Source organism: Kitasatospora sp. NPDC054939 (assembly GCF_053610105.1).
Genome location: NZ_JBSGXP010000106.1, coordinates 1 through 20399, shown reverse-complemented (window position 1 = coordinate 20399; position 20399 = coordinate 1). Strand labels below are relative to the sequence as shown.

Genomic DNA, 20399 nt, shown 5'->3' with positions numbered 1-20399 from the left:
ACACCAGTGCAGAGGGCACAGCCTACCCGCACCCGTACGGCCGAACAAAACGCATAGGGGTTGTGATCCCCGCCCTATCGCCGCAATCTGGACGGAACGGGTTTCCTGCTCGTTCGTCGCCCTCCCCCCTGGAGGTGGGTTTCCATGGCCCAGTCCATGCACCGGTTCCCGGCCCTCACCCTCAACACCGACGGCCACCCGCACCCCCGCGAGAACACCCTGGTCGCCCTGGCCGCCGTCTTCGGCGTCGTGGCGTTCACGACCTCGTTCTTCCACAACCTCCATCTGCTGACCTCGTGGACCGGCCTCTTCGGGATGATCGCCGGCCTCTGGGGGCAGTTCATCTCCGTCACGACCGCCGAGCGCTTCGTCCTGATGATCTCCACCGTCGCCGCGGCCTTCGGCTTCTACCTGGGCATCGCCCGCGGCGGGCTCTGGGGCTGACACCCGCCCGGCACCCGCCCGGCGGCCGCCCCGGCACCCCTGGCGACCGCCCGCCACCCGCCCCGCCGTCCACCACCCGAAGCCCCGGCGCACCCACCCGGCGCACGCACCCCGACACACGCCCCGGCGCGTCCGGAACCCCAGGCGCCCCCGTCGCGTACTTCCCTGAGGGAAGGTGCGCACGGGGGCGCTGCCGCGCCCACAGCCGCCGGGGCCCCGGACGATAAGGTCAGCCCGAGAACCCGGGGCCGCCACAGCCCGACCGACGAGGAGCACCGAGCATGAGCCTGCGCCTGAGGACGATCACCCGCGAGGAGCACCTCGCCTTCATCAGGAGCCGCGCCTCGGCCAGCCACATGCAGGTCCCGTCCTGGGGCGACGTCAAGGCGGAGTGGCGCTCGGAGTCGATCGGCTGGATCGACGACTCCAACCAGATCGTCGGCGCCGGCCTGGTGCTCTACCGGCAGCTGCCGAAGCTCAAGCGCTACCTGGCGTACCTGCCCGAGGGCCCGGTCATCGACTGGTTCGACCGGGACCTCGACCGCTGGCTGCAGCCGATGCTGGCGCACCTGAAGTCGCAGGGCGCGTTCTCGGTGAAGATGGGCCCGCCGGTGGTCATCCGCCGCTGGAACGCCCCCACCATCAAGGAGGCGATCGCCGCCAAGCAGGCCAAGCGGCTGCGCGACGTCGAGGCCGACTGGTACGAGCCGCGGGCCTTCGAGGTCGCCGACCGGCTGCGCAAGGCGGGCTGGCTGCAGGGCGACGACGGCGGCGCCGGCTTCGGCGACGTCCAGCCGCGCTACGTCTTCCAGGTGCCACTGGCCAACCGCTCGCTGGACGACATCCAGAAGGGCTTCAACCAGCTCTGGCGCCGCAACATCAAGAAGGCCGAGAAGAGCGGCGTCGAGGTCGTCCAGGGCGGCTACAACGAGCTGCCGATCTTCCACCAGCTCTACCTGGTGACCGCCGAGCGCGACCGCTTCACCCCGCGCCCGCTCTCCTACTTCCAGCGCATGTGGCAGGCCCTCACCGCCGAGGACCCGAACCGCATGCGCCTCTACATCGCCTACCACGACGGCGAGCCGCTGGCCGCGACCACGATGCTGGTCGTCGGCGAGCACGTCTGGTACTCCTACGGCGCCTCCGCCAACCACAAGCGCGAGGTCAAGCCGTCCAACGCCATCCAGTGGCGGATGATGCGCGACTCCTACGCGCTCGGCGGCGGCGTCTACGACCTGCGCGGCATCAGCGACACGCTGGACGAGGACGACCACCTGTTCGGCCTGATCCAGTTCAAGGTCGGCACCGGCGGCCAGGCGGCCGAGTACCTCGGCGAGTGGGACTTCCCGCTGAACAAGCTGCTGCACAAGGCGCTCGACCTCTACATGTCGCGGCGCTGACCGCGCCCGACCACCGCGCCGTGACCGAGATCCCCTGGGAGATGACCCGATGACGCTGTCGCTCTACCTCGACACCGACCGGTGGCGCGCCCACCAGCAGTCCGTGCTGGCCGAGTTCCCCGGCCTGGTGCCGGTGGCCAAGGGCAACGGCTACGGCCTGGGCAACCACCGGCTGGCCGAGGAGGCGACCCTGCTCGGCACCGGGGTGCTGGCCGTCGGCACCGCCTACGAGGCGGCGGACGCCGCCGACTGGTACGGCGGCGAGCTGCTGGTGCTGACCCCGTTCCGGGTCGGCGAGGAGGTCCTGCCGCTGCCCCACGCCCGGGTGATCCGCACCGTGTCCGGCCTGGACGGGCTGCGCGCGCTGCACGGCTCCCGGGTCGTGGTGGAGTGCATGACCACCATGCGCCGGCACGGTGTGCACGCCGCCGATCTGCCGGCGATCGCCGCCGAGCTGGAGGGCGTCACCTTCGAGGGCCTGGCGCTGCACCTGCCGATGGACCGCCCGGACGGCTCCGACCCGGTCGCCGAGGTCGCGTACTGGGTGGACACCGCCCGGGCCGCCGGGGTGCCGGTGCACACCGTGTTCGTCAGCCACCTCGGCTCGGGCGGCATGGCGCAGCTGGCCCAGCGCTACCCGGACATCGTCTTCCGCGCCCGGATCGGCACCCGGCTCTGGCTGGGCGACCACGGCGCGCTGGCGGTCCGGGCCACGGTGCTGGACGTCACCCCGATCGCCAAGGGCGAGCGCTACGGCTACCGCCAGCACCCGGCGCCGACCGACGGCCACCTGCTGGTGGTGGCCGGCGGCACCGCGCACGGCATCGGCCTGGAGGCCCCCAAGTACGTGCAGGGCATGTCCTCGCGGGCCAAGGGGATCGCCCGGGCCGGGCTGGCGACGGTCAACAAGACCAAGTCGCCGTACAGCTGGGCGGGCAAGCAGCTCTGGTTCGCGGAGCCGCCGCACATGCAGGTCTCGCTGCTGTTCCTGGACAACGAGGCCGCGCCGCCGGCCGTCGGCGACGAGCTCGGCCTCCAGGTGCGGCACACCACCACGCACTTCGACCGCGTGGTGGACCGCTGACCGACCCGGACGCCCGACGGACGCGGGCCGCCACCGGGGACGGCGGCGGCCCGCGGACGGACGGCGAACGGGGGGACGGCGAGCGGCGGGACTACACGCGGTCGGCCGGTTCCGGTTCGGGCTTGCGCAGCCAGTCCTCGGGGCCGGCCGGCGCGTAGTCGGCGTAGCTCTCCTCCTCGCGCAGGTCGCGGGCCGCGCCGAGGACGAAGGCGTCCGGCGCCCCGTCCAGCACCCCGCCGGAGGGGTCGTCGCTGCCGTCCCAGCGGACCGGGTCGCGGTCCGGCAGCAGGATGTCGCGGATCACCAGGCCGCACAGGTAGAGCGTGCCGAGCAGGTGCAGGACGATCGCGAACTGGTACCAGGTCTCGCCGAGCCCGTGCTGCTTGGGGCCGGTGACGAAGCCCAGGTGCGACCAGATGCCGAGGGTGTACAGCACCTCGCAGGCCTGCCAGATCAGGATGTCCCGCCAGCGCGGCCGGGCCAGCACCGCGAGCGGCAGCAGCCAGAGCACGTACTGCGGCGAGTACACCTTGTTGACCAGGACGAACGCGGCCACCACCAGGAAGGCCAGCTGGGCGAAGCGCGGGCGGCGCGGCGCGGAGAGCGCCAGCCAGGCGATGCCCAGGCAGCAGAGCACCATCAGCACGCCGATGAAGAGGTCCAGGGTCTCCAGGGGCACCCCGCGGTTCTGCATCAGGATGAGCCAGAAGGAGCCGTAGTCCTCGGTGCGGTGCTTGCTGAAGACGTAGAAGGTCGACCAGCCCTGCCAGTTGGCGACCATGATCGGCAGGTTGACCAGCAGCCAGGCGCCGACCGCGCCGCCGAGCGCCAGGCGGAACTCGCGCCGGCGGCCGGCCCGCCAGCAGAGCACCAGCAGCGGGCCGAGCAGCAGCAGCGGGTAGAGCTTGGCGGCGGTGGCCAGGCCGATGAACACGCCGGCCCAGAGCGGGCGGGAGCCGGCCCACCAGCACATCGCCACGGCGGCCAGCGCGACCGCCAGCAGGTCCCAGTTGACGGTGGCGTTGAGCAGCAGGCAGGGCGCCAGCGCGAACAGCAGGGCGTCCCAGGGGCGGCGGCGGTGGGTGCGGGAGAGCGCCACCACGGCGACCACCGCACAGGCCATCAGCAGCCCGGCGTTGATCGCCCAGAACCACTGCTCCTGCCGCTCCATGCTGCCGCCACCGGGCGTCAGCCAGGCCGCGACCTGCATGAACAGCCCGGTGAGCACCGGGTATTCGAGGTACTGCAGATCGCCGGTGGCGCCCGGGACCGAGTCCAGGTACGGGCTCAGGCCGGCCGCGAAGCCGCGTCCGGAGAACAGGTGCGGGATGTCGCTGTAGCAGGCGTGGATGTACTGCGGCGAACCCGGCTTGAACCAGGCGCCGTTGTAGCAGGGCAGCTTCTGCACCATGCCCAGCACCGACACCACGATCACCGTCAGCGCCAGGAAGCGCGCGGGGATCCACCAGGAGACTCCGAGCAGGGCCCGGCGCCCGGGCGGGCCGCCGGTCACCTCGCTGCCGGCCGCCGCGACCGGGTCGTCGTCCGCGGGGACGACGACCGTGTTCGGCAGGACGGTGTCGGCCGGGGGCGCGGTGCTCCCGGCGGGGGCCTGCGGTCCGCTCCGCCCTGCGGATTCGTCATGCGCGCTCGACGTCATGCCGGACATCCTGCCGCACCGGCCGTCGCCGAACGAGAAGGGGCGGGGGAAATCGCGGGGGAACGACGGTGGCCGCCCTCCGGGAAGGAGGACGGCCACCGCTGTTCCGGGCCCGCTACTGGGGTGCGGCCCCCTGGACCGCGTTGCCGCCGGCTCCGCCGGCCCCGCCGGTCGGGGTGCTGGTGGGCCGGGTCGGCTTGCCGGTGCCCGGGGCGCTGGGCGACGAGGTCGCCGGCGGTGAGCTGCAGCCGAGCGGGATGAGGCCGCAGGTCGGGCTGGAGCCCCCGCCGCCGCTGCCGCCGCCGTTGCCGTTGCCGTTGGTCCTGGTCGGCGTCGGGGTCGGATCGGGGTTGGGGCAGTCCACGCCGGGCACGCAGGCCGGCGGCGCGGTGTTGGTCGGCTGCGGGTTCGGCTGGCCCGGGTCCGCGCTGGCGGACGGACCGGTCTCGGTGGCCGTCGGCGAGGCGGTCATGGTCGGGGTCTTCGGCGCGCCGGAGGAGTCGACCTGCTCGCCGACCGGGGTCGGCTTGTTGAACTCCGACTTCGGCACATTGGCCAGCGCGGCCTTCATGTACCGGGTGAAGATGTCGGTCGGGACGTCACCACCGTGGATGGAGTCCTTGCCGCCGGTGCCGTTGAGCGACTCCAGCTCGTGCTTCTCCGGGTTCTCGCGCCACATCCCGATGCTGGTGGAGAGCTCCTTGGTGTAGCCGACCCACCAGGCCGACTTGTTCTTGTCGGTGGTACCGGTCTTGCCGGCCACCGGGCGGCCGAGCGTGACGGTCTTGGAGCCGGTGCCGTTCTTGGCCACGTTGACCAGCACGTCGGTGATGTTGTCGGCGACGGCGGGCTCCAGGGCCTGCTTGACCGCCGGCTTGTTGAAGCCCGGAAGCTCCCGGCCGGCGGCGACGACCTTGGTCACCGAGTACGGGTCGGCCTGCTTGCCGCTGGTCGCGAAGGTGCCGTACGAGGCGGCCATCCGGATCGGGCTGGCGGTGGAGGTGCCGAGCGGGAAGGTCACCGTGTTCGAGGGGGCGAAGGTCTCCTTGCGCAGCCCCATCTGCTCGGCCATCTTGGCCACGTTGTCGTTGCCGACGTCCTGGCCGAGCTGGACGAAGGGCACGTTGTACGACCACTGCATGGACTGGCGCAGCGAGACGTAGCCGCGCTGGCGGTTGTTGTCCTCGTTCTCCTGGCGGTACGGCTTGCCGTCGTCACCGATCACCAGCGAGCCGTCGACCTTGCGGATCTCCGAGAGGTCGTCGGAGAGGTAGCGGCTGTCCGCGTTGATCCGCTTCGGCTTGCCGTCGTCGCCCTTCTGGGTCTGCACGCCCATCTGCATGGCGGTGGCGAGCACGAAGGGCTTGAAGGTCGAGCCGATCTGGATGCCCTGCGCGTCGGCGTTGTTGTCGAAGTGGTTGTTCTCCACGCCGTCGCCGCCGTAGATGGCGACCAGCGCGCCGGTGGAGGGTTCGACGCTGGCCGCGCCGAACTGCACCCACTTGTCCTTCTCGGGCCGCTTCTGGACGTTGAGGGTCTCCCCCTTGACGTCGTTGACGGCCTTCTCCAGGGCCAGGACCCTGTCCTTCTGGAAGGTCGTGTAGATCCGGAAGCCGCCGCGCTCGATCCCCTGCTGGGTGACCGTCTTGTCCTTGTTCATCACGAACTTGTTGGCGGTGTCGACCAGGTAGCTGATCTGGCCGTTCAGGTTGGACGAGGACTTGCGCGGGATCGGCGCCGGGAAGGCCGTGCACTTGGCCCGTTCCTCGGCGGTGGCGTTCTTGGTCGTCACCATCCGGTCGAGGATCCAGCGCCAGCGCTGCTCCGCCCGGGCCTTGTTGGCGTCGACGGTCGGGTCGTAGAAGGTCGCGCCCTTGAGCAGGCCTGCCAGCATGGCGCTCTGGCAGATGTCGAGGTCCTTGGCGTTGACCCCGTAGTACGCCTGGGCCGCGGCCTGGGCGCCGGTGGCGCCGCGGCCGAACCAGCTGCTGTTCAGGTAGTCCCGGAGGATCTCGTCCTTGCTGTACTCCTCGTTGATCTTCAGCGTGATGAAGAACTCCTTCACCTTGCGGGTGAGGGTCTGCTCCTGGGTCAGGTAGGCGTTCTTCACATACTGCTGGGTGATCGTCGAGGCGCCCTGGGTCTCGCCGCCGGTCGCCATGTTGAGCACGGCGCGGGCCATGCCCTTGGGGTCGATGCCGCTGTCGGTGTAGAAGGTCTCGTTCTCGGCGGCGATGACGGCCTTGCGGAGGTTGGGGCTGATGTCGCCGAGTTCCACGATCTGCCGGTTGCCGTCACCGGTCCGGGTCATCTCGCTGCCGTCGGCCCAGTAGTAGATGTTGTTCTGGGCCTTGAGGATCTCGTGGATCGCCGGCACGCGCGTGTTGGCGTAGGCGATCCACACCCCGGTGACGCCGGTGGCGAAGAAGACGAGGAAGGTCGTCAGGATCAGCTTCCAGGACGGCAGCCACCGCCGGAACCCCTGCTTCCCGAAGCGCGGGTAGTCGATGAAGCGCTTCTTGCCCGGCTTGCCCGGGCCGGCGGACGGCTCGGGGCCGCCGCGGCGGCCGCCGCCCTTCTGGCCGGCCCTGCGCATTTCGGCCCGGGTCATCCGGGGCTGCTGGGCCGTCTCCCGGACACCGTTCGGGCGCTGCCCATCGCCGCCGCCGGGCGACCTCCGCCGTCGTTCGCTCATTTCTCCAGCTACTCCTCGCCAGGCGGTCGAGCCTGAAGGCAGGGTTCACGTCCGATGCCCGCAACCGCCCTGAATCGGAGGTGGTCCTCGTGCACACGCGACAGCGTACGCACCTCTGAAACCGAGCCAATCGGGCATTGGCGACCAATAGCCGCAAAGCTCCGTCAGATCATTACAAGCCCGTTGCCCAAGGCACCCGCGCGCCGCCTTGTGATCACATTCACGCGCGCCCCCCTTGCCCGTTCGGGGGGCCCGGTTTACTGTTCTCGATATATCGAGCCGATACATCGGAGCGACATAGCCGGGAGGAGGACGGCAGTGAGCAGACGCTCGGGAGTACTGGAGTTCGCCGTTCTCGGCCTGCTGCACGACGCCCCGATGCACGGGTACGAGCTGCGCAAGCGGCTCAACGTCCTGCTCGGCTCGTTCCGCGCCTTCTCCTACGGGACGCTCTACCCCTGCCTGAAGAGCCTGGTCGCCCAGGGCTTCCTGGTCGAGGACAACCCGGACACCGAGTACGTCCCGGCCACCGCGCTCAACGGCAAGCGGTCCAAGATCGTCTACCGGCTCTCCCCCGAGGGCAAGCAGCGCTTCGAGCAGCTGCTCGCGGACTCCGGTCCCGACGCCTGGGAGGACGAGCACTTCGGCGTCCACTTCGCGTTCTTCGGACAGACCGACCGGGCCGTCCGGATGCGCGTCCTGGAGGGGCGCCGCAGCCGGCTGGAGGAGCGGCTGGAGCGGATGCGCAACTCGCTCGCCCGCGCCCGCGAACGCTTCGACGACTACACCGTCGAGCTGCAGCGGCACGGGCTGGAATCGGTGGAGCGCGAGGTCCGGTGGCTCAACGAGCTGATCGAGACCGAGCGGGCCAACCGCACCGGCCGGACCGGAGGGCCCACCGCCCAGGGTCCGGACACCGCAGTACCCCACACGACTTCGGACGGCCGTGGCCAGGAGGACGGGTCCCCGGATCCGCCCGGGCCACCGTACGACCGCCCGGGGCGCTCCACCCAGGAGCGCTGACACCGCGTCAGCCCTGTGCGCGCGGCAGGAGTGGGCGCCTCGCGCCCGTCAGCAGTCATTGAAGAAGCAGGACGAGCACCGCCGACGCCGGCGGCGCTCATGAGATCACAGGGAGCAACCGGAATGGGTTCGGTTCGCGTAGCCATCGTGGGCGTCGGCAACTGCGCCGCGTCGCTGGTGCAGGGTGTCGAGTACTACAAGGACGCCGACCCGGCCGGCAAGGTCCCCGGGCTGATGCACGTCCAGTTCGGCGACTACCACGTCCGTGACGTGGAGTTCGTCGCCGCCTTCGACGTCGACGCCAAGAAGGTCGGATTCGACCTGGCCGACGCCATCGGCAACAGCGAGAACAACACCATCAAGATCTGCGACGTGCCGCCGACCGGCGTCACCGTGCAGCGCGGCCACACCCTCGACGGGCTCGGCAAGTACTACCTGGAGACCATCGAGGAGTCGGACGCCGCTCCGGTCGACGTCGTCCAGGCCCTGAAGGACGCCCGGGCCGACGTCCTCGTCTGCTACCTGCCGGTGGGCTCCGAGGCGGCCGCCAAGTTCTACGCGCAGTGCGCCATCGACGCCAAGGTCGCGTTCGTCAACGCCCTGCCGGTCTTCATCGCCGGCACCAAGGAGTGGGCGGACAAGTTCACCGAGGCCGGCGTGCCGATCGTCGGTGACGACATCAAGTCCCAGGTCGGCGCCACCATCACGCACCGCGTGATGGCGAAGCTGTTCGAGGACCGCGGTGTCATCCTCGAGCGCACCATGCAGCTGAACGTCGGCGGCAACATGGACTTCAAGAACATGCTGGAGCGCGAGCGCCTGGAGTCCAAGAAGATCTCCAAGACCCAGGCCGTCACCTCGCAGATCCGCGACCGCGAGCTGGGCGCCAAGAACGTCCACATCGGTCCCTCGGACTACGTGGCCTGGCTGGACGACCGCAAGTGGGCGTACGTCCGCCTCGAGGGCCGCGCGTTCGGCGACGTCCCGCTGAACCTGGAGTACAAGCTGGAGGTCTGGGACTCCCCGAACTCGGCCGGCGTGATCATCGACGCCGTGCGCGCCGCGAAGATCGCCAAGGACCGCGGCATCGGCGGCCCGATCCTCTCCGCCTCCTCGTACTTCATGAAGTCCCCGCCGGTCCAGTACTTCGACGACGAGGCCCGCGAGAACGTCGAGAAGTTCATCAAGGGCGAGGTCGAGCGCTGAACCTGAGCTGATCGACAGCTCCGGTGCTCCGGAAGGGCCCACGGTCGACGACCGTGGGCCCTTCACCGTTTCCGGGGCAATGTTTCACGTGAAACACAGACCCTTCCATGGCAATCTGGGCGGGTGGCGATCACGGAGAACGGCAGCACCCAGTCCGCACCGCGCGCCACCCTGCTCGGACTGCTCCGGGGGCGCGACTTCCGCCGGCTGCTGACCGCCCGGGTGCTCTCCCAGCTCTCCGACGGGGTCTTCCAGGTCTCGCTCGCCGCCTACGTGGTGTTCTCCCCGGAGAAGCAGTCCTCCCCCGCCGACATCGCCTCGGTCCTGGCCGTGATGCTGCTGCCGTTCTCGGTGGTCGGCCCGTTCGCCGGGGTGCTGCTGGACCGCTGGCGCCGCCGGCAGGTGCTCTACTGGGGCAACCTGGCCCGCTTCGGGCTCGGCCTGGTCACCGCGGGGCTGCTGCTCGCGGGGGTCCCCACCGGGGTGTTCCTCGGCTCGGCGCTGCTGGTCACCGCGCTCAACCGCTTCATCCTGGCCGGGCTCTCCGCCGCGCTCCCCCGGGTGGTCGTCCAGGAGCACCTGGTCACCGCCAACGCGCTCTCCCCCACGCTCGGCAGCGTCGCCGCGGCCTCCGGGGCCGGGGTGGGCTTCCTGCTGCACCAGCTGATGGACCCGGGCCCGCGCGCCGACGCCGCCCTGGTGACGGTCGCCGCCCTGCTCTACCTCTCGGCGGCGCTCGCCGCCGCCCGGATGGACCGCGACCTGCTCGGTCCCGAGCACCGCCCCGAGCGCCCGCCGCTGGGCCGGGCCGTCGCCCAGGCCGCCCGCGAACTCGGCGCCGCCGTCGGCCACCTCGTCCGCGACTGCCGTCCGGCGGTGCACGCGCTGGCCGCCGTCACCGCCGCCCGGTTCTGCTACGGCGTGCTGATCGTGGTCGTGGTGATGCTCTCCCGCTACACCTTCAACGACCCCGACGACATCGCGGCCGGCCTGGCCACCCTCGGCCTGGCGGTCGGGCTGTCCGCCGCCGGGTTCTTCGTCGCCGCCCTGATCAGCCCCTGGTGCACCCGCCGGTTCGGGCTCACCGGGTGGATGACGACCTGTCTGGCGGCGCCGGTGGTCTTCGTCCCGGCACTGGGCCTGGGCTTCTCGCTGGTGCCCTGCCTGATCGCGGCCGGGCTGCTCGGCGTGGTCACCCAGAGCACCAAGATCTGCGCCGACACCGTCGTCCAGGAGACCGTCGAGGACGACTTCCGGGGCCGGGTCTTCGCCGTCTACGACGTGCTGTTCAACGTCGCCTTCGTGGCCGCCGCCCTGGTGACCGCGCTGGTGCTGCCGCTCTCCGGACGCTCCGTCACGGTGGTGCTCGGGGTGTCCGCGGTGTACGCGCTCGCGGCCCTGGTCTTCGCCCGCGCCGCCCGCCGCCGGCCCGCCGACCCGGCCGACCCCGCCGACCTGCGGCACTGATCCCCCACCGCTCCGCCGTCCACCTCGGGCCGGAGCGCGTCCGAGCGAGTCGCTAAGGTACGTCAGGTCTGTCGCAGCGACAGCGCTCTTCCACGGGGGAACCGATGACCACTCCGCACCACCCGTACGGCCCGCCGCCGGGGTACGGGTACCCGCCGGCGCAGCCCGCACCGCAGCCCTACGGCGCCCCACCGGCCCCGCCGTACGGACAGCCGCCGCACGGCCAACCCCCGTACGGGCAGCCGCCGTACGGCGCGCCGCAGCCCGTGCCGGTCGGCCCCCCGCCCGCGGGCTACGGGCAGCCGCCGGCCCCGCCCGGGTACGGCTACCCGGCCGCGCCGCCGCCGGTCCAGCCCGCGCCGCCGTACGGGCAGCCGCCCGCGTACGGACAGCAGCCGCCGCCGTACGGCCCGCCGCCGGGGTACGGGCAGCCGCCCGGCCCGGGGCCGGTCGCGGGGCCTCCGCACGCCGTCCCGGCCATGCAGGAGTCCGGCAAGAAGGGCATGAGCGGCAAGACCAAGCTGAAGATCGTCGGCGTGGTGGTCGGCCTCGGCGCCCTGGGCGTCGGCTACCTGGTGCTCGGCCCGAGCGTCAGCAGCGCCGACGTCGGCGACTGCGTCAAGGTCGCCGGCAGCGCCTCCAGCGACGTGGACGTCGTCAAGTGCAGCGACGCCAAGGCGACCCACAAGGTGCTGGCCAAGCACACCGGGACCACCGACACCACCCGGTGCACCCAGACCCCCGGGGTCACCGCGTCGATCTCCGGCAAGAGCGGCGGGCGCAAGAGCAAGAGCAAGACCAGGTACGTGCTCTGCCTCGGCCCGGTCTCGCCGACCGGCGTACCCGTCAAGAAGCCCTGAACCGAACCGACCGCCTTCCCCGGGGGACCTCATGACCGTTCCGCCTCCCCAGGTTCCGTACGGGCCGCCGCCCACCGGTGACAACCCGTACGCCGCCGCACCGCAGCCCCAGCCCTACGCGGCCCAGCCGTACCCCCCGCAGCCGTCCGCACCCGGCCAGCCGCTGCCGCACCAGCCCGCGCCGCCCGGCTACGGCTACCCGACCGGCCCCGAGCCCGGCTACGGCCAGGCGTACGCGGCGCCCGGCGGCCCGGTCTGCCGGTTCTGCGGCGGTTTCCCCGCCGTGGACACCGCCGTGCGGGGCCACCAGGGCCTGATCATCATCATGCGGTTCCTGAAGCAGCCGGGCCCGTTCTGCCGCACCTGCGGCACCGCCATGGTCCGGGACATGTCGGCGAGCACCCTGGTCCTCGGCTGGTGGGGCTACCTCTCCGCGCTGTTCACCCCGATCACGCTGCTGCGCAACCTGGCGGCCCACAACCGGATCAAGCAGCTGCCCCCGCCGGCCCCCGGCACCCACGGGCCGCAGCTCGACCCGGGCGTCCCGCTGACCAAGCGGCCGCAGATCTTCATGCTGCTGCTGCCGGTGCTCTCGATCACCTCGATGATCCTGCTGCTCGCCACCGGCGCGTTCGGCGGCCGGGACCGCGCACCGGCGCCGTACGCGTACGACGCGCCCTTCACGATGCCGAGCCCGTCGGCCATGCCGAGCTTCTCGATGCCCTCGTTCTCGATCCCGCCGATCCCGGAGTTCAGCAGCCCCGCCGCGCGGCCGTCCGCCCCGCCGAGCCGGGTGCCGAGCGACGTCGAGCGGGCCAAGGCCGGCGACTGCCTGCGCAACGAGAACCAGAACGGCCCCTCCGCCACCAAGGACCCCAACCCGCGGATCACCATGCTCGACTGCAGCGACGCGCGGGCCCAGTACAAGGTGGTCGCCAAGGTGCTGGGGACCACCGACGCCGAGAGCGCCTGCGAGAAGTACCCGACCGCCGAGAGCTGGTTCCGGCGCGACGCGGGCAGCACCGGCACCAGCTTCGTGCTCTGCCTCGCCCCGGTGAACGGCAAGGTGCCGACCTCCTGACACCGGGAACCGCGGAGGGGTGGCCGCCGGCGAACGCCGGTGCCACCCCTCCGGTGCGTACGGGGCCGCTCAGCCCTGCTGCTCGGCCCACCAGGCGCGCAGCGCGGCGACGGCCTCCCCGTGCTCCATCGGGCCGTGCTCCAGCCGCAGCTCCAGCATGTGCTTGTACGCCTTGCCGACCTGCGGACCGGGCTTCAGGTCGAGCAGCTCCATGATCTGGTTGCCGTCCAGCGCGGGGCGGACGGCGTCCAGCTCCTCCCGGGCCTTCAGCTCGCCGATCCGCGTCTCCAGGCCGTCGTAGGTGCGGGAGAGCGCCGCGGCCTTCTTGCGGTTGCGGGTGGTGCAGTCGGAGCGGGTCAGCTTGTGCAGGCGCTCCAGCAGCGGACCGGCGTCGGTGACGTAGCGGCGCACCGCCGAGTCGGTCCACTCGCCGCCCCCGTAGCCGTGGAAGCGCAGGTGCAGCTCGACCAGGCGCGAGACGTCCTCGGTGAGCTCCTTGGAGTACTTGAGCTCGCGCATCCGCTTGCGGGTCATCTTGGCGCCCACCACCTCGTGGTGGTGGAAGGAGACCCGGCCGTCCGGCTCGAAGCGGCGGGTGCGCGGCTTGCCGATGTCGTGCAGCAGCGCGGCCAGCCGCAGGCTGAGGTCCGGCCCGTCCTGCTCCAGGTCGATGGCCTGCTCCAGGACGGTCAGCGAGTGCTCGTAGACGTCCTTGTGCCGGTGGTGCTCGTCGCGCTCCAGGCGCAGCGCGGGCAGCTCGGGCAGCACGTGGTCGGCCAGGCCGGTGTCGACGAGCAGCCGCAGGCCCTTCACCGGGTGGGCGGCGAGCAGCAGCTTGTTGAGCTCGGCCTGGACCCGCTCGGCGGAGACGATGGAGATCCGCTCGGCCATCGCCGTCATCGCCTCGACCACCTCGGGGGCCGGGTCGAAGTCCAGCTGGGCGGCGAAGCGGGCGGCGCGCATCATCCGCAGCGGGTCGTCGGAGAAGGACTCCTCGGGGGTGGCGGGGGTGCGCAGCACCCGGGCCTCCAGGTCCTCCAGGCCGCGGTGCGGGTCGACGAAGCCCCGGCCGGGGAGGTCGACGGCCATCGCGTTGACGGTGAAGTCGCGGCGGACGAGGTCCTGCTCGATGGTGTCGCCGTAGGTGACCTCGGGCTTGCGCGAGGTCCGGTCGTACGCCTCGGAGCGGTAGGTGGTGATCTCGATCAGGAAGGAGCCCTCGGGGGTGTCCTTGCGGGCGCCCACGGTGCCGAAGGCGATGCCGACGTCCCAGACCGCGTCGGCCCAGCCCTTGACCAGCTTGAGGACCTGCTGCGGGCGGGCGTCGGTGGTGAAGTCCAGGTCGTTGCCGAGCCGGCCGAGCAGGGCGTCGCGCACCGAGCCGCCGACCAGCGCCAGCCGGTGGCCGGCCGCCTGGAAGCGGCGGGCGATCTCGTCGGCGACCGGGGACACCCGGAGCAGTTCCTGCAGGCCCAGGGTCTGGGCCCGGGTCAGGCCGGGGACGACCGGGGCGGCGGAGCTGGAATGATGGGTGCTGGACTCATGGGCCGTGGACTCATTGGCAGTGGACACGGCTCACAAGGGTACGTGCCCGGGCAGCACCACCGCCCGCGCGTTTCGCCGTGCTCACCCCGAGGCCCGCAACACTGTGCACCCGGCCGCGTCGTTACCATGCCGGTGGGAGCGACTCCCGGGCACCGGAGGCGGGTTGCCGTGCCGCGTGCCATCACGGCCGGCCGGACGGCGGACGGCCGAACTTTCCACGGCCGATCGTTTCGGCCGGTACGGGCAATCTGCAGCATCTGGCATCAAGCGATCGAGCACCAGCGGGCGATCGGGAACGGCGAGGCGAAGCGCGTGGGCGAGCCGGCACGGCAGGGCATGAGGCAGGCCCTGAAGGCGTACGGGCACTCCGGGCGCGAAGCCGCGCCCGGGCGCCGCAGGGGGCGGGTGGCCCGTCGGCTGGCCGCCGGACTGGCGGCCGCGCTGGTGCTGCTGCCGGTGGTGCCCGCGGGCGCGGCCACGGCGGGTGGGGCCCGGCCGGCCGCCGAGGCGGAGGCCAGTGCGGAGTACCCGGTGGTGATGACCGTCGAGAGCGTGGCCGTCGGGGTCGCCCCGGACGCCCCGCCGGCGGCCTCCCCGAACGACGTGGTGACGATCACCGGCCACGTCACCAACGCCGGCCGGTCGGTGCTGAAGGGCGCCCACGCGGGCGTCCGCCAGCCGGCGAACAACCGGCCGCTGACCGCCCGCAGCGAGCTGGCCTCGGTCGCCTCGCGCGGCAACCCGGGCTCCAACGACGGCTATGCCCTGGACAGCCCGCAGCACGCGATCGGCGAGCTCGGCCCCGGCCAGTCCCAGGAGTACACCCTGGGTGTCTCGGCGAAGGACCTCGGCCTGGCCGGCAAGGAGGGCGTCTTCGAGCTCGCCGTGGACGTCTGGGGCTCCACCGCGGACAACCAGCGCGAGCGGGCCCTCGGCATCGCCCGGACCTTCCTGCCCTACAACCCCAGCCCCGCCGAGGCCCAGCCGCTGCGGACGGCCACCCTCTGGCCGCTGGTGCACACGCCAGTGCTCGCCGCCCAGACGTACTCCGAGAACGACCAGAACATGCCGGTGCTGCGCAACGACGGCCTGGCCGCCGAGTTCGCCCCGAACGGCCGGCTGTACGAGCTGGTGGACATCGGCGCCAAGCTGCCCGGCCTGACCTGGGTGATCGACCCCGACCTGCTGGACACCGCGTACGCCATGACCCGGCAGTACCGGGTGCAGAAGCCCGGTACGGACGGCCAGTCGGCCAAGGAGGACAACACCGTACTGGGCACCGGCCAGGCGGCGGCCGCCGCCTGGCTGGAGAAGCTGCGGGCCGCGGTGGCCAAGCAGGGCAGCGAGGTGGTGGCCCTGCCGTACGCCGACCCCGACCTCGCCTCGATCGCGCACAACGGCGCCGACCTCACCGGCATGGACACCGCGCTGCTCCAGGCGGGCACCGCGGGCCGGCTGACCGTCGAGGGCCGGCTCGGGGTGGACGCCCGCTCCGACACCGCCTGGCCGTACCAGGGCCTGCTGGACCAGCAGATCGCGGCCACCGCGCAGCGCGGCGGCGCCAACCTGGTGCTGGCGAACGGCGCGAGCCTGCCCGAGTCCGGCGCGCTGAAGTACACCCCGACCGCGCCGCGGCCGATCGGCAACGGGCAGACCGCGGTGGTCGCCGACCCGACCGTCTCGGCGCTGTTCGGCGGCGACCTCGCCGACCCGCAGGCGCAGACCCTGGCGGTGCAGCGCTTCCTCGCCGAGACCTTCGTGATCTCCCGCCAGGAGCCGCAGAACCAGCGCGGCCTGCTGGTGATGCCGCCGCGCGAGCTGACCGTCAGCACCGCCAAGGTGCTGGCCCGGGCGCTGCAGACCGCGCAGGCCGGCAAGTGGGTGGAGCAGGTCGGGCTGGACACCGTCGCCAAGGGCGGTCCGGACGGCCGGGCGAACGGCTCGGTGCCGGCCGCCATCGACTACCCCGCTCCGGCCCGCTCCTCGGAGCTGCCCTCCTCGGCGCTGACCCGCACCATCGGCGTCCAGAGCGAGCTGGACAAGCTGATGCGCGTCCTGACCCTGCCCGAGCGGGTGCGCGGCCCGTTCAGCGCGGCGATGGTCCGCTCGATGTCGACCGCCTGGCGCGGCCGGCCGCCGGCCGGCGACGAGTTCCGCAAGGGTGTCTCGGTCTACCTGCACGGCCTGGTCGACGCGGTGAAGGTGCCGAAGAAGAGCGAGATCACCTTCCCCGGCGACTCCGGGATCATGCAGGTCAGCGTCCGCAACGACCTCACCCAGACCGTCACCAACCTGGAGCTGCGGCTCACCTCCAGCCAGCCCAACCGGCTGCGGGTCGGCCCGGCCGAGCAGATCGTGCTGCCCGCCTCGCAGGGCGTCACCCTGCGCTTCCCGGTCGAGGCCCACAACAACGGCCCGGTCACCATGACCGCCCAGCTGTGGACCACCGGGCCCGACCCGCAGCCGTACAGCGACCCCGTCGTCTTCACCGCCGAGGTGACCTCGGTGACCAACGGCGTGCTGTACGTCTTCGGCGGCGGCCTGGTGCTGTTCCTGCTGGCGGCGCTGCGGTTCCAGCGCCAGCGCAAGCGGCGCGGCGACGAACCGCTGGAGGACCCGGACGCGCCGCTCGCCCCCGAGCCCGCCGACGACCCGGACACCGGCGCCGACCCGGCCGCGGCCGGCGCCGCCGAGGGGGAGCCGGAGCCGGACGCCGCCGACGACGACGCGGCGGGCCAGGACGGCCCCGAACGTGCGGGAGCTGCGCAGACACCGCGCGGCAGGGCCGCAGATGGCCGGGATCGGGCCACCGGTGATGAGAAGGTTGGTCCTTGACACCGCCCATACCGCCCCACGCCAGGGCGGCCTCCCCCACGACAGCGAAGAGGTGACATGACCGGGCGCAGCGAGGAGCGGCCACCGGGACGCGGTGAGGCCCGGCCGGGCGCCGAGTCGCCGTCCGGCGACTGGTACGTGGCCGACACCTACGCCCAGGACCCGTACGCCGCCGACGCGTACCAGGGGCCCCGGGCCGACCAGGACCCGTACGGACTGCGGGCCGCCGGGCCGGCCGCGCCGGAGCAGCCGGCCGCCGCGTACGACGTGCCGCCGCAGCTGCCGCCGCAGGGCGGCGACTACCCGACGCCGGTGCCCCCGGCGGCGTTCGCGCCGCCCGTCCCCCCGGTGCAGCCCGGGTGGGACACCCCGGCGCAGCCCGGCTGGGACGAGCCCGCCCCGCGGCCGCCCCGGCAGGAGACCCCGGCCTGGGAGCAGCCGCAGCCCGCCGCGGCCGGCGCCGACTGGGCCGCCGGCCAGCAGTGGCAGCCCGGGCCTGCGCACTCCCGCTGGGACACCGAGACCACCGAGTACGTCGGGGTGGACGCGCTGTTCGGCGCCCCCCGGGCCGAGGCGCCCGGTCCGCAGGCCGCCCCGGCGCCGCAGGGCGGGGTGCAGGGCGGCGTGCAGCAGCCCGTCCCGCCGGTGGTGCCGCCGGCCGGTCCCGGGGCCGCTCCGCAGCCGTTTCCCGGCGGTCCGCAGCAGCCCTTGCACGGCCACGGCGGGCACGGCCCGCACGGCGGCCACCCCGGCCACGGACCGGGCGGCCACGGCGAGCGTCCGTTCGTCCCGCCGATCGAGTTCGACCCGCCGCTCTCCGAGGAGGAGGCCACCATGCAGGTGGCCGCCGTCCAGGTGCCGCCCGCGGTGGAGCCGCTCGCGGACCTCGCCGCCGAGGAGAAGGCCGCCGCGCCCGCCAAGGGCGGCGGCAAGGTCGCCGGCCTGCTCAACTCCAGCGCGATCATGGCGGCCGGCACCCTGGTCTCCCGGGGCACCGGCTTCCTGCGGACGATGGTCATCACCGCCGCCATCGGCATCGGCGTCATGGGTGACTCGTACAACGCCGCGTACACCCTGCCGACCCTGCTCTACATCCTGATCGGCGGCGGCGCGCTGAACGCCGTCTTCGTGCCGCAGCTGGTCCGCGCCATGAAGAACGACGACGACGGCGGCACCGCCTACGCCAACCGGCTGCTCACCCTGGTGATGGTCGGGCTCGGCGGCGTGGTCTTCCTGGCCGTGGTCGGCGCCCCCGTCCTGGTGCAGCTGATCGCGCACCCGATGATGGAGAACCCGGAGCGCGCCGAGACCACGGTGGCCCTGGCCCGGTACTGCCTGCCGACGATCTTCTTCATGGGCATCCACGTGGTGATGGGGCAGATCCTCAACGCCCGCGGCCGGTTCGGCGCCATGATGTGGACCCCGGTCCTCAACAACATCGTGGTGATCTTCACCTTCGGCGCCTACATCTGGGTCTTCGGCGGCTTCGGCAGCACCGGCGTCACCCCGGAGACCATCACCCCGGAGGGCGTCCGGCTGCTCGGCCTCGGCACCCTGCTGGGCCTCGCGGTGCAGGCGCTGGCGATGATCCCGTACCTGCGGGCCGCCGACTTCCGCTTCCGCCCGCGCTTCGACTGGCGCGGCCACGGCCTCGGCAAGGCCGCCCGGCTGGCCAAGTGGACGTTCTTCTTCGTGCTCGCCAACCAGGCCGGCTACCTGGTCATCACCCAGCTGGCCACCGCCGCCGGAAGCGCCGCCGAGAAGACCGGCCACACCGGCGTCGGCCTCGCCGCCTTCTCCAACGCCCTGCTGATCTGGCAGCTGCCGCAGGCCGTCATCACCGTCTCGATCATGAGCGCGGTGCTGCCCCGGCTCTCCCGCGCCGCCGCCGACGAGGACGCCGGCGCGGTCCGCGACGACATCTCGTACGGGCTGCGCACCACCGCGGTGGCGGTCGTCCCGGGGGCGTTCCTGTTCCTGTCGCTGGGCCCGGCGATCGGCCGCACCATCTACGCGGTGGGCGGCAACGACACCACCCTGGAGTCCGCCACCAACGTGGGTCTGATGCTCTCCGCCTTCGCGCTGGGCCTCATCCCCTACTCGGTGCAGTACGTGATGCTCCGCGGCTTCTACGCCTACGAGGACACCCGGACGCCGTTCTCCAACACCGTCTGGGTGGCCGTCAGCCAGGCCGCCTTCTCGCTGCTCTGCTGGTTCACCCTGCCGGCCGAGTGGACCGTCACCGGCATGGCGCTCGGCTACGGCCTCGCCTACGCCATCGGGGTGACAGTGGCGGTGCCGAAGCTGAAGAAGCGGATCGGCGGGCTGGACACCAAGCGGATCGGCAAGACCTACAGCCGACTGATCGCGGCCTGCGCGCCGGCCGCCCTGGTCGGCGTGGGCGCCTCGTTCGCGGTGCAGCTGGCCGTCGGCGGCTGGTTCGGCAGCGTGCTGACCGTCGTGGTCGCGGGCGGCCTCCAGCTGGCCGTCTTCGCGATCATCGCGAAGCGGCTGCGGATCGAGGAGCTGAACGCCATGCTGGGCATGGTGCGCGGCCGACTCGGCCGCTGAACCACCGGACGCGACGGGCGTCCCGGCGAGCGCCCCGACCGGGCGTCAACCGGACGCACCCGATCCTCCGCCGCACCGCGCGGCGGGCACTGGGCCGCCATCGGCTCCCCCGGACCCCGGGGGCCTCCGGTGGCGGCCCAGCGCCGGATCTGCACCACATCTCTCCACCTTCGCGCAACCACCAGGCCCCTTCCGCGGTCGTACCCGGTGGTGAAGAGTGGGCACAATTGTCCTGGAGCACGGCGGCCCCCCGAGACCCCTGCTCCGAGCGACTCTCTCAGGCCGGGGCGACACAAGGGGAGGCAGGACCACGGTGGCTGATGGCACCAAGGCGGTCGTCGACACGTCGGCAGCTGACGAGGCGACGGACGAAGCCGCACTGGCCGCGGCGATCGACGGGCTCGCGGGCGACACCGCGGAGCCCGCCGCCGACGGCGAGGAGACCTCCGAGATCACCGCACCCCTCTCCACCGCCGAGATCGCCGCCGAGCTGGCCGCCGGCGGCGGCTCCGCGGCCCGGCGCGCGGC

The 20399-nt window shown here is 72.5% G+C and carries 14 protein-coding genes; 11 read left to right on the top strand and 3 right to left on the bottom strand.

All coding sequences use genetic code 11. From position 1 onward, the window contains the following. Positions 1–144: 144 nt before the first annotated feature. The 3 genes from ACWGB8_RS26380 (at position 145) to ACWGB8_RS26370 (ending at position 2928) form a co-directional block, all read left to right on the top strand. Positions 145–444: a hypothetical protein gene (locus ACWGB8_RS26380; RefSeq protein ID WP_452216083.1), complete on the top strand. Its 300-nt coding sequence runs from the start codon at positions 145–147 to the stop codon at positions 442–444. Between the two features lie 281 nt (positions 445–725). After that, positions 726–1844 (top strand): lipid II:glycine glycyltransferase FemX, encoded by a 1119-nt coding sequence (locus ACWGB8_RS26375; RefSeq protein ID WP_452216082.1) that lies wholly within the window; start codon positions 726–728, stop codon positions 1842–1844. Positions 1845–1893: 49 nt separating this feature from the next. After that, entirely contained in the window at positions 1894–2928 is a 1035-nt protein-coding gene (locus tag ACWGB8_RS26370; protein WP_452216081.1) for an alanine racemase, read from the top strand. 91 nt (positions 2929–3019) lie between these two features. Here the strand turns inward: ACWGB8_RS26370 and ACWGB8_RS26365 are convergent, their stop codons facing one another. Together ACWGB8_RS26365 and ACWGB8_RS26360 are read right to left on the bottom strand one after the other, a co-directional pair. Next, on the bottom strand, positions 3020–4588 hold the full coding sequence (locus ACWGB8_RS26365) for a glycosyltransferase family 87 protein (protein WP_452216080.1): 1569 nt from the start codon (positions 4586–4588) through the stop codon (positions 3020–3022). A 115-nt stretch (positions 4589–4703) separates the two neighbouring features. Beyond that, entirely contained in the window at positions 4704–7283 is a 2580-nt protein-coding gene (locus ACWGB8_RS26360) for a transglycosylase domain-containing protein (protein WP_452216079.1), read from the bottom strand. Positions 7284–7601: 318 nt separating this feature from the next. On the opposite strand from ACWGB8_RS26360, the gene ACWGB8_RS26355 reads away from it, so the two are divergent. The 5 genes from ACWGB8_RS26355 (at position 7602) to ACWGB8_RS26335 (ending at position 12920) form a co-directional block, all read left to right on the top strand. Beyond that, positions 7602–8306, top strand: a complete 705-nt coding sequence (locus tag ACWGB8_RS26355; RefSeq protein ID WP_452216078.1) for a PadR family transcriptional regulator — start codon at positions 7602–7604, stop codon at positions 8304–8306. A 123-nt stretch (positions 8307–8429) separates the two neighbouring features. Next, positions 8430–9512: an inositol-3-phosphate synthase gene (locus ACWGB8_RS26350; protein WP_452216077.1), complete on the top strand. Its 1083-nt coding sequence runs from the start codon at positions 8430–8432 to the stop codon at positions 9510–9512. Between the two features lie 123 nt (positions 9513–9635). Continuing rightward, positions 9636–10979: an MFS transporter gene (locus tag ACWGB8_RS26345; protein ID WP_452216076.1), complete on the top strand. Its 1344-nt coding sequence runs from the start codon at positions 9636–9638 to the stop codon at positions 10977–10979. Between the two features lie 104 nt (positions 10980–11083). Beyond that, a complete protein-coding gene (locus ACWGB8_RS26340) occupies positions 11084–11839 on the top strand; it encodes an LppU/SCO3897 family protein (RefSeq protein WP_452216075.1) in 756 nt (251 codons plus the stop codon). Positions 11840–11870: 31 nt separating this feature from the next. Then, the gene (locus ACWGB8_RS26335; protein WP_452216074.1) at positions 11871–12920 is read left to right on the top strand and encodes an LppU/SCO3897 family protein; all 1050 of its coding nucleotides are present in this window, start codon (positions 11871–11873) and stop codon (positions 12918–12920) included. A gap of 69 nt (positions 12921–12989) precedes the next feature. On the opposite strand, the gene ACWGB8_RS26330 is transcribed toward ACWGB8_RS26335, so the two are convergent. Then, positions 12990–14414, bottom strand: a complete 1425-nt coding sequence (locus tag ACWGB8_RS26330) for a CCA tRNA nucleotidyltransferase (protein ID WP_452216090.1) — start codon at positions 14412–14414, stop codon at positions 12990–12992. Between the two features lie 363 nt (positions 14415–14777). On the opposite strand from ACWGB8_RS26330, the gene ACWGB8_RS26325 reads away from it, so the two are divergent. From ACWGB8_RS26325 to ACWGB8_RS26315, 3 genes are all read left to right on the top strand, one after another. Continuing rightward, positions 14778–17300: a DUF6049 family protein gene (locus tag ACWGB8_RS26325; protein WP_452216073.1), complete on the top strand. Its 2523-nt coding sequence runs from the start codon at positions 14778–14780 to the stop codon at positions 17298–17300. Positions 17301–17357: 57 nt separating this feature from the next. After that, positions 17358–19871: a murein biosynthesis integral membrane protein MurJ gene (gene murJ / locus ACWGB8_RS26320; RefSeq protein ID WP_452216072.1), complete on the top strand. Its 2514-nt coding sequence runs from the start codon at positions 17358–17360 to the stop codon at positions 19869–19871. A gap of 313 nt (positions 19872–20184) precedes the next feature. After that, positions 20185–20399 (top strand): hypothetical protein (locus ACWGB8_RS26315; protein WP_452216071.1); only part of this gene is annotated, 215 nt, incomplete at its 3' end.

Coding starts and splice junctions, on each gene's coding strand:
- ACWGB8_RS26380 (WP_452216083.1), top strand. CDS start 145: ATGGCCCAGTCCATGCACCGGTTCCCGGCCCTCACCCTCAACACCGAC.
- ACWGB8_RS26375 (WP_452216082.1), top strand. CDS start 726: ATGAGCCTGCGCCTGAGGACGATCACCCGCGAGGAGCACCTCGCCTTC.
- ACWGB8_RS26370 (WP_452216081.1), top strand. CDS start 1,894: ATGACGCTGTCGCTCTACCTCGACACCGACCGGTGGCGCGCCCACCAG.
- ACWGB8_RS26365 (WP_452216080.1), bottom strand. CDS start 4,588: ATGACGTCGAGCGCGCATGACGAATCCGCAGGGCGGAGCGGACCGCAG.
- ACWGB8_RS26360 (WP_452216079.1), bottom strand. CDS start 7,283: ATGAGCGAACGACGGCGGAGGTCGCCCGGCGGCGGCGATGGGCAGCGC.
- ACWGB8_RS26350 (WP_452216077.1), top strand. CDS start 8,430: ATGGGTTCGGTTCGCGTAGCCATCGTGGGCGTCGGCAACTGCGCCGCG.
- ACWGB8_RS26340 (WP_452216075.1), top strand. CDS start 11,084: ATGACCACTCCGCACCACCCGTACGGCCCGCCGCCGGGGTACGGGTAC.
- ACWGB8_RS26335 (WP_452216074.1), top strand. CDS start 11,871: ATGACCGTTCCGCCTCCCCAGGTTCCGTACGGGCCGCCGCCCACCGGT.
- murJ (WP_452216072.1), top strand. CDS start 17,358: ATGACCGGGCGCAGCGAGGAGCGGCCACCGGGACGCGGTGAGGCCCGG.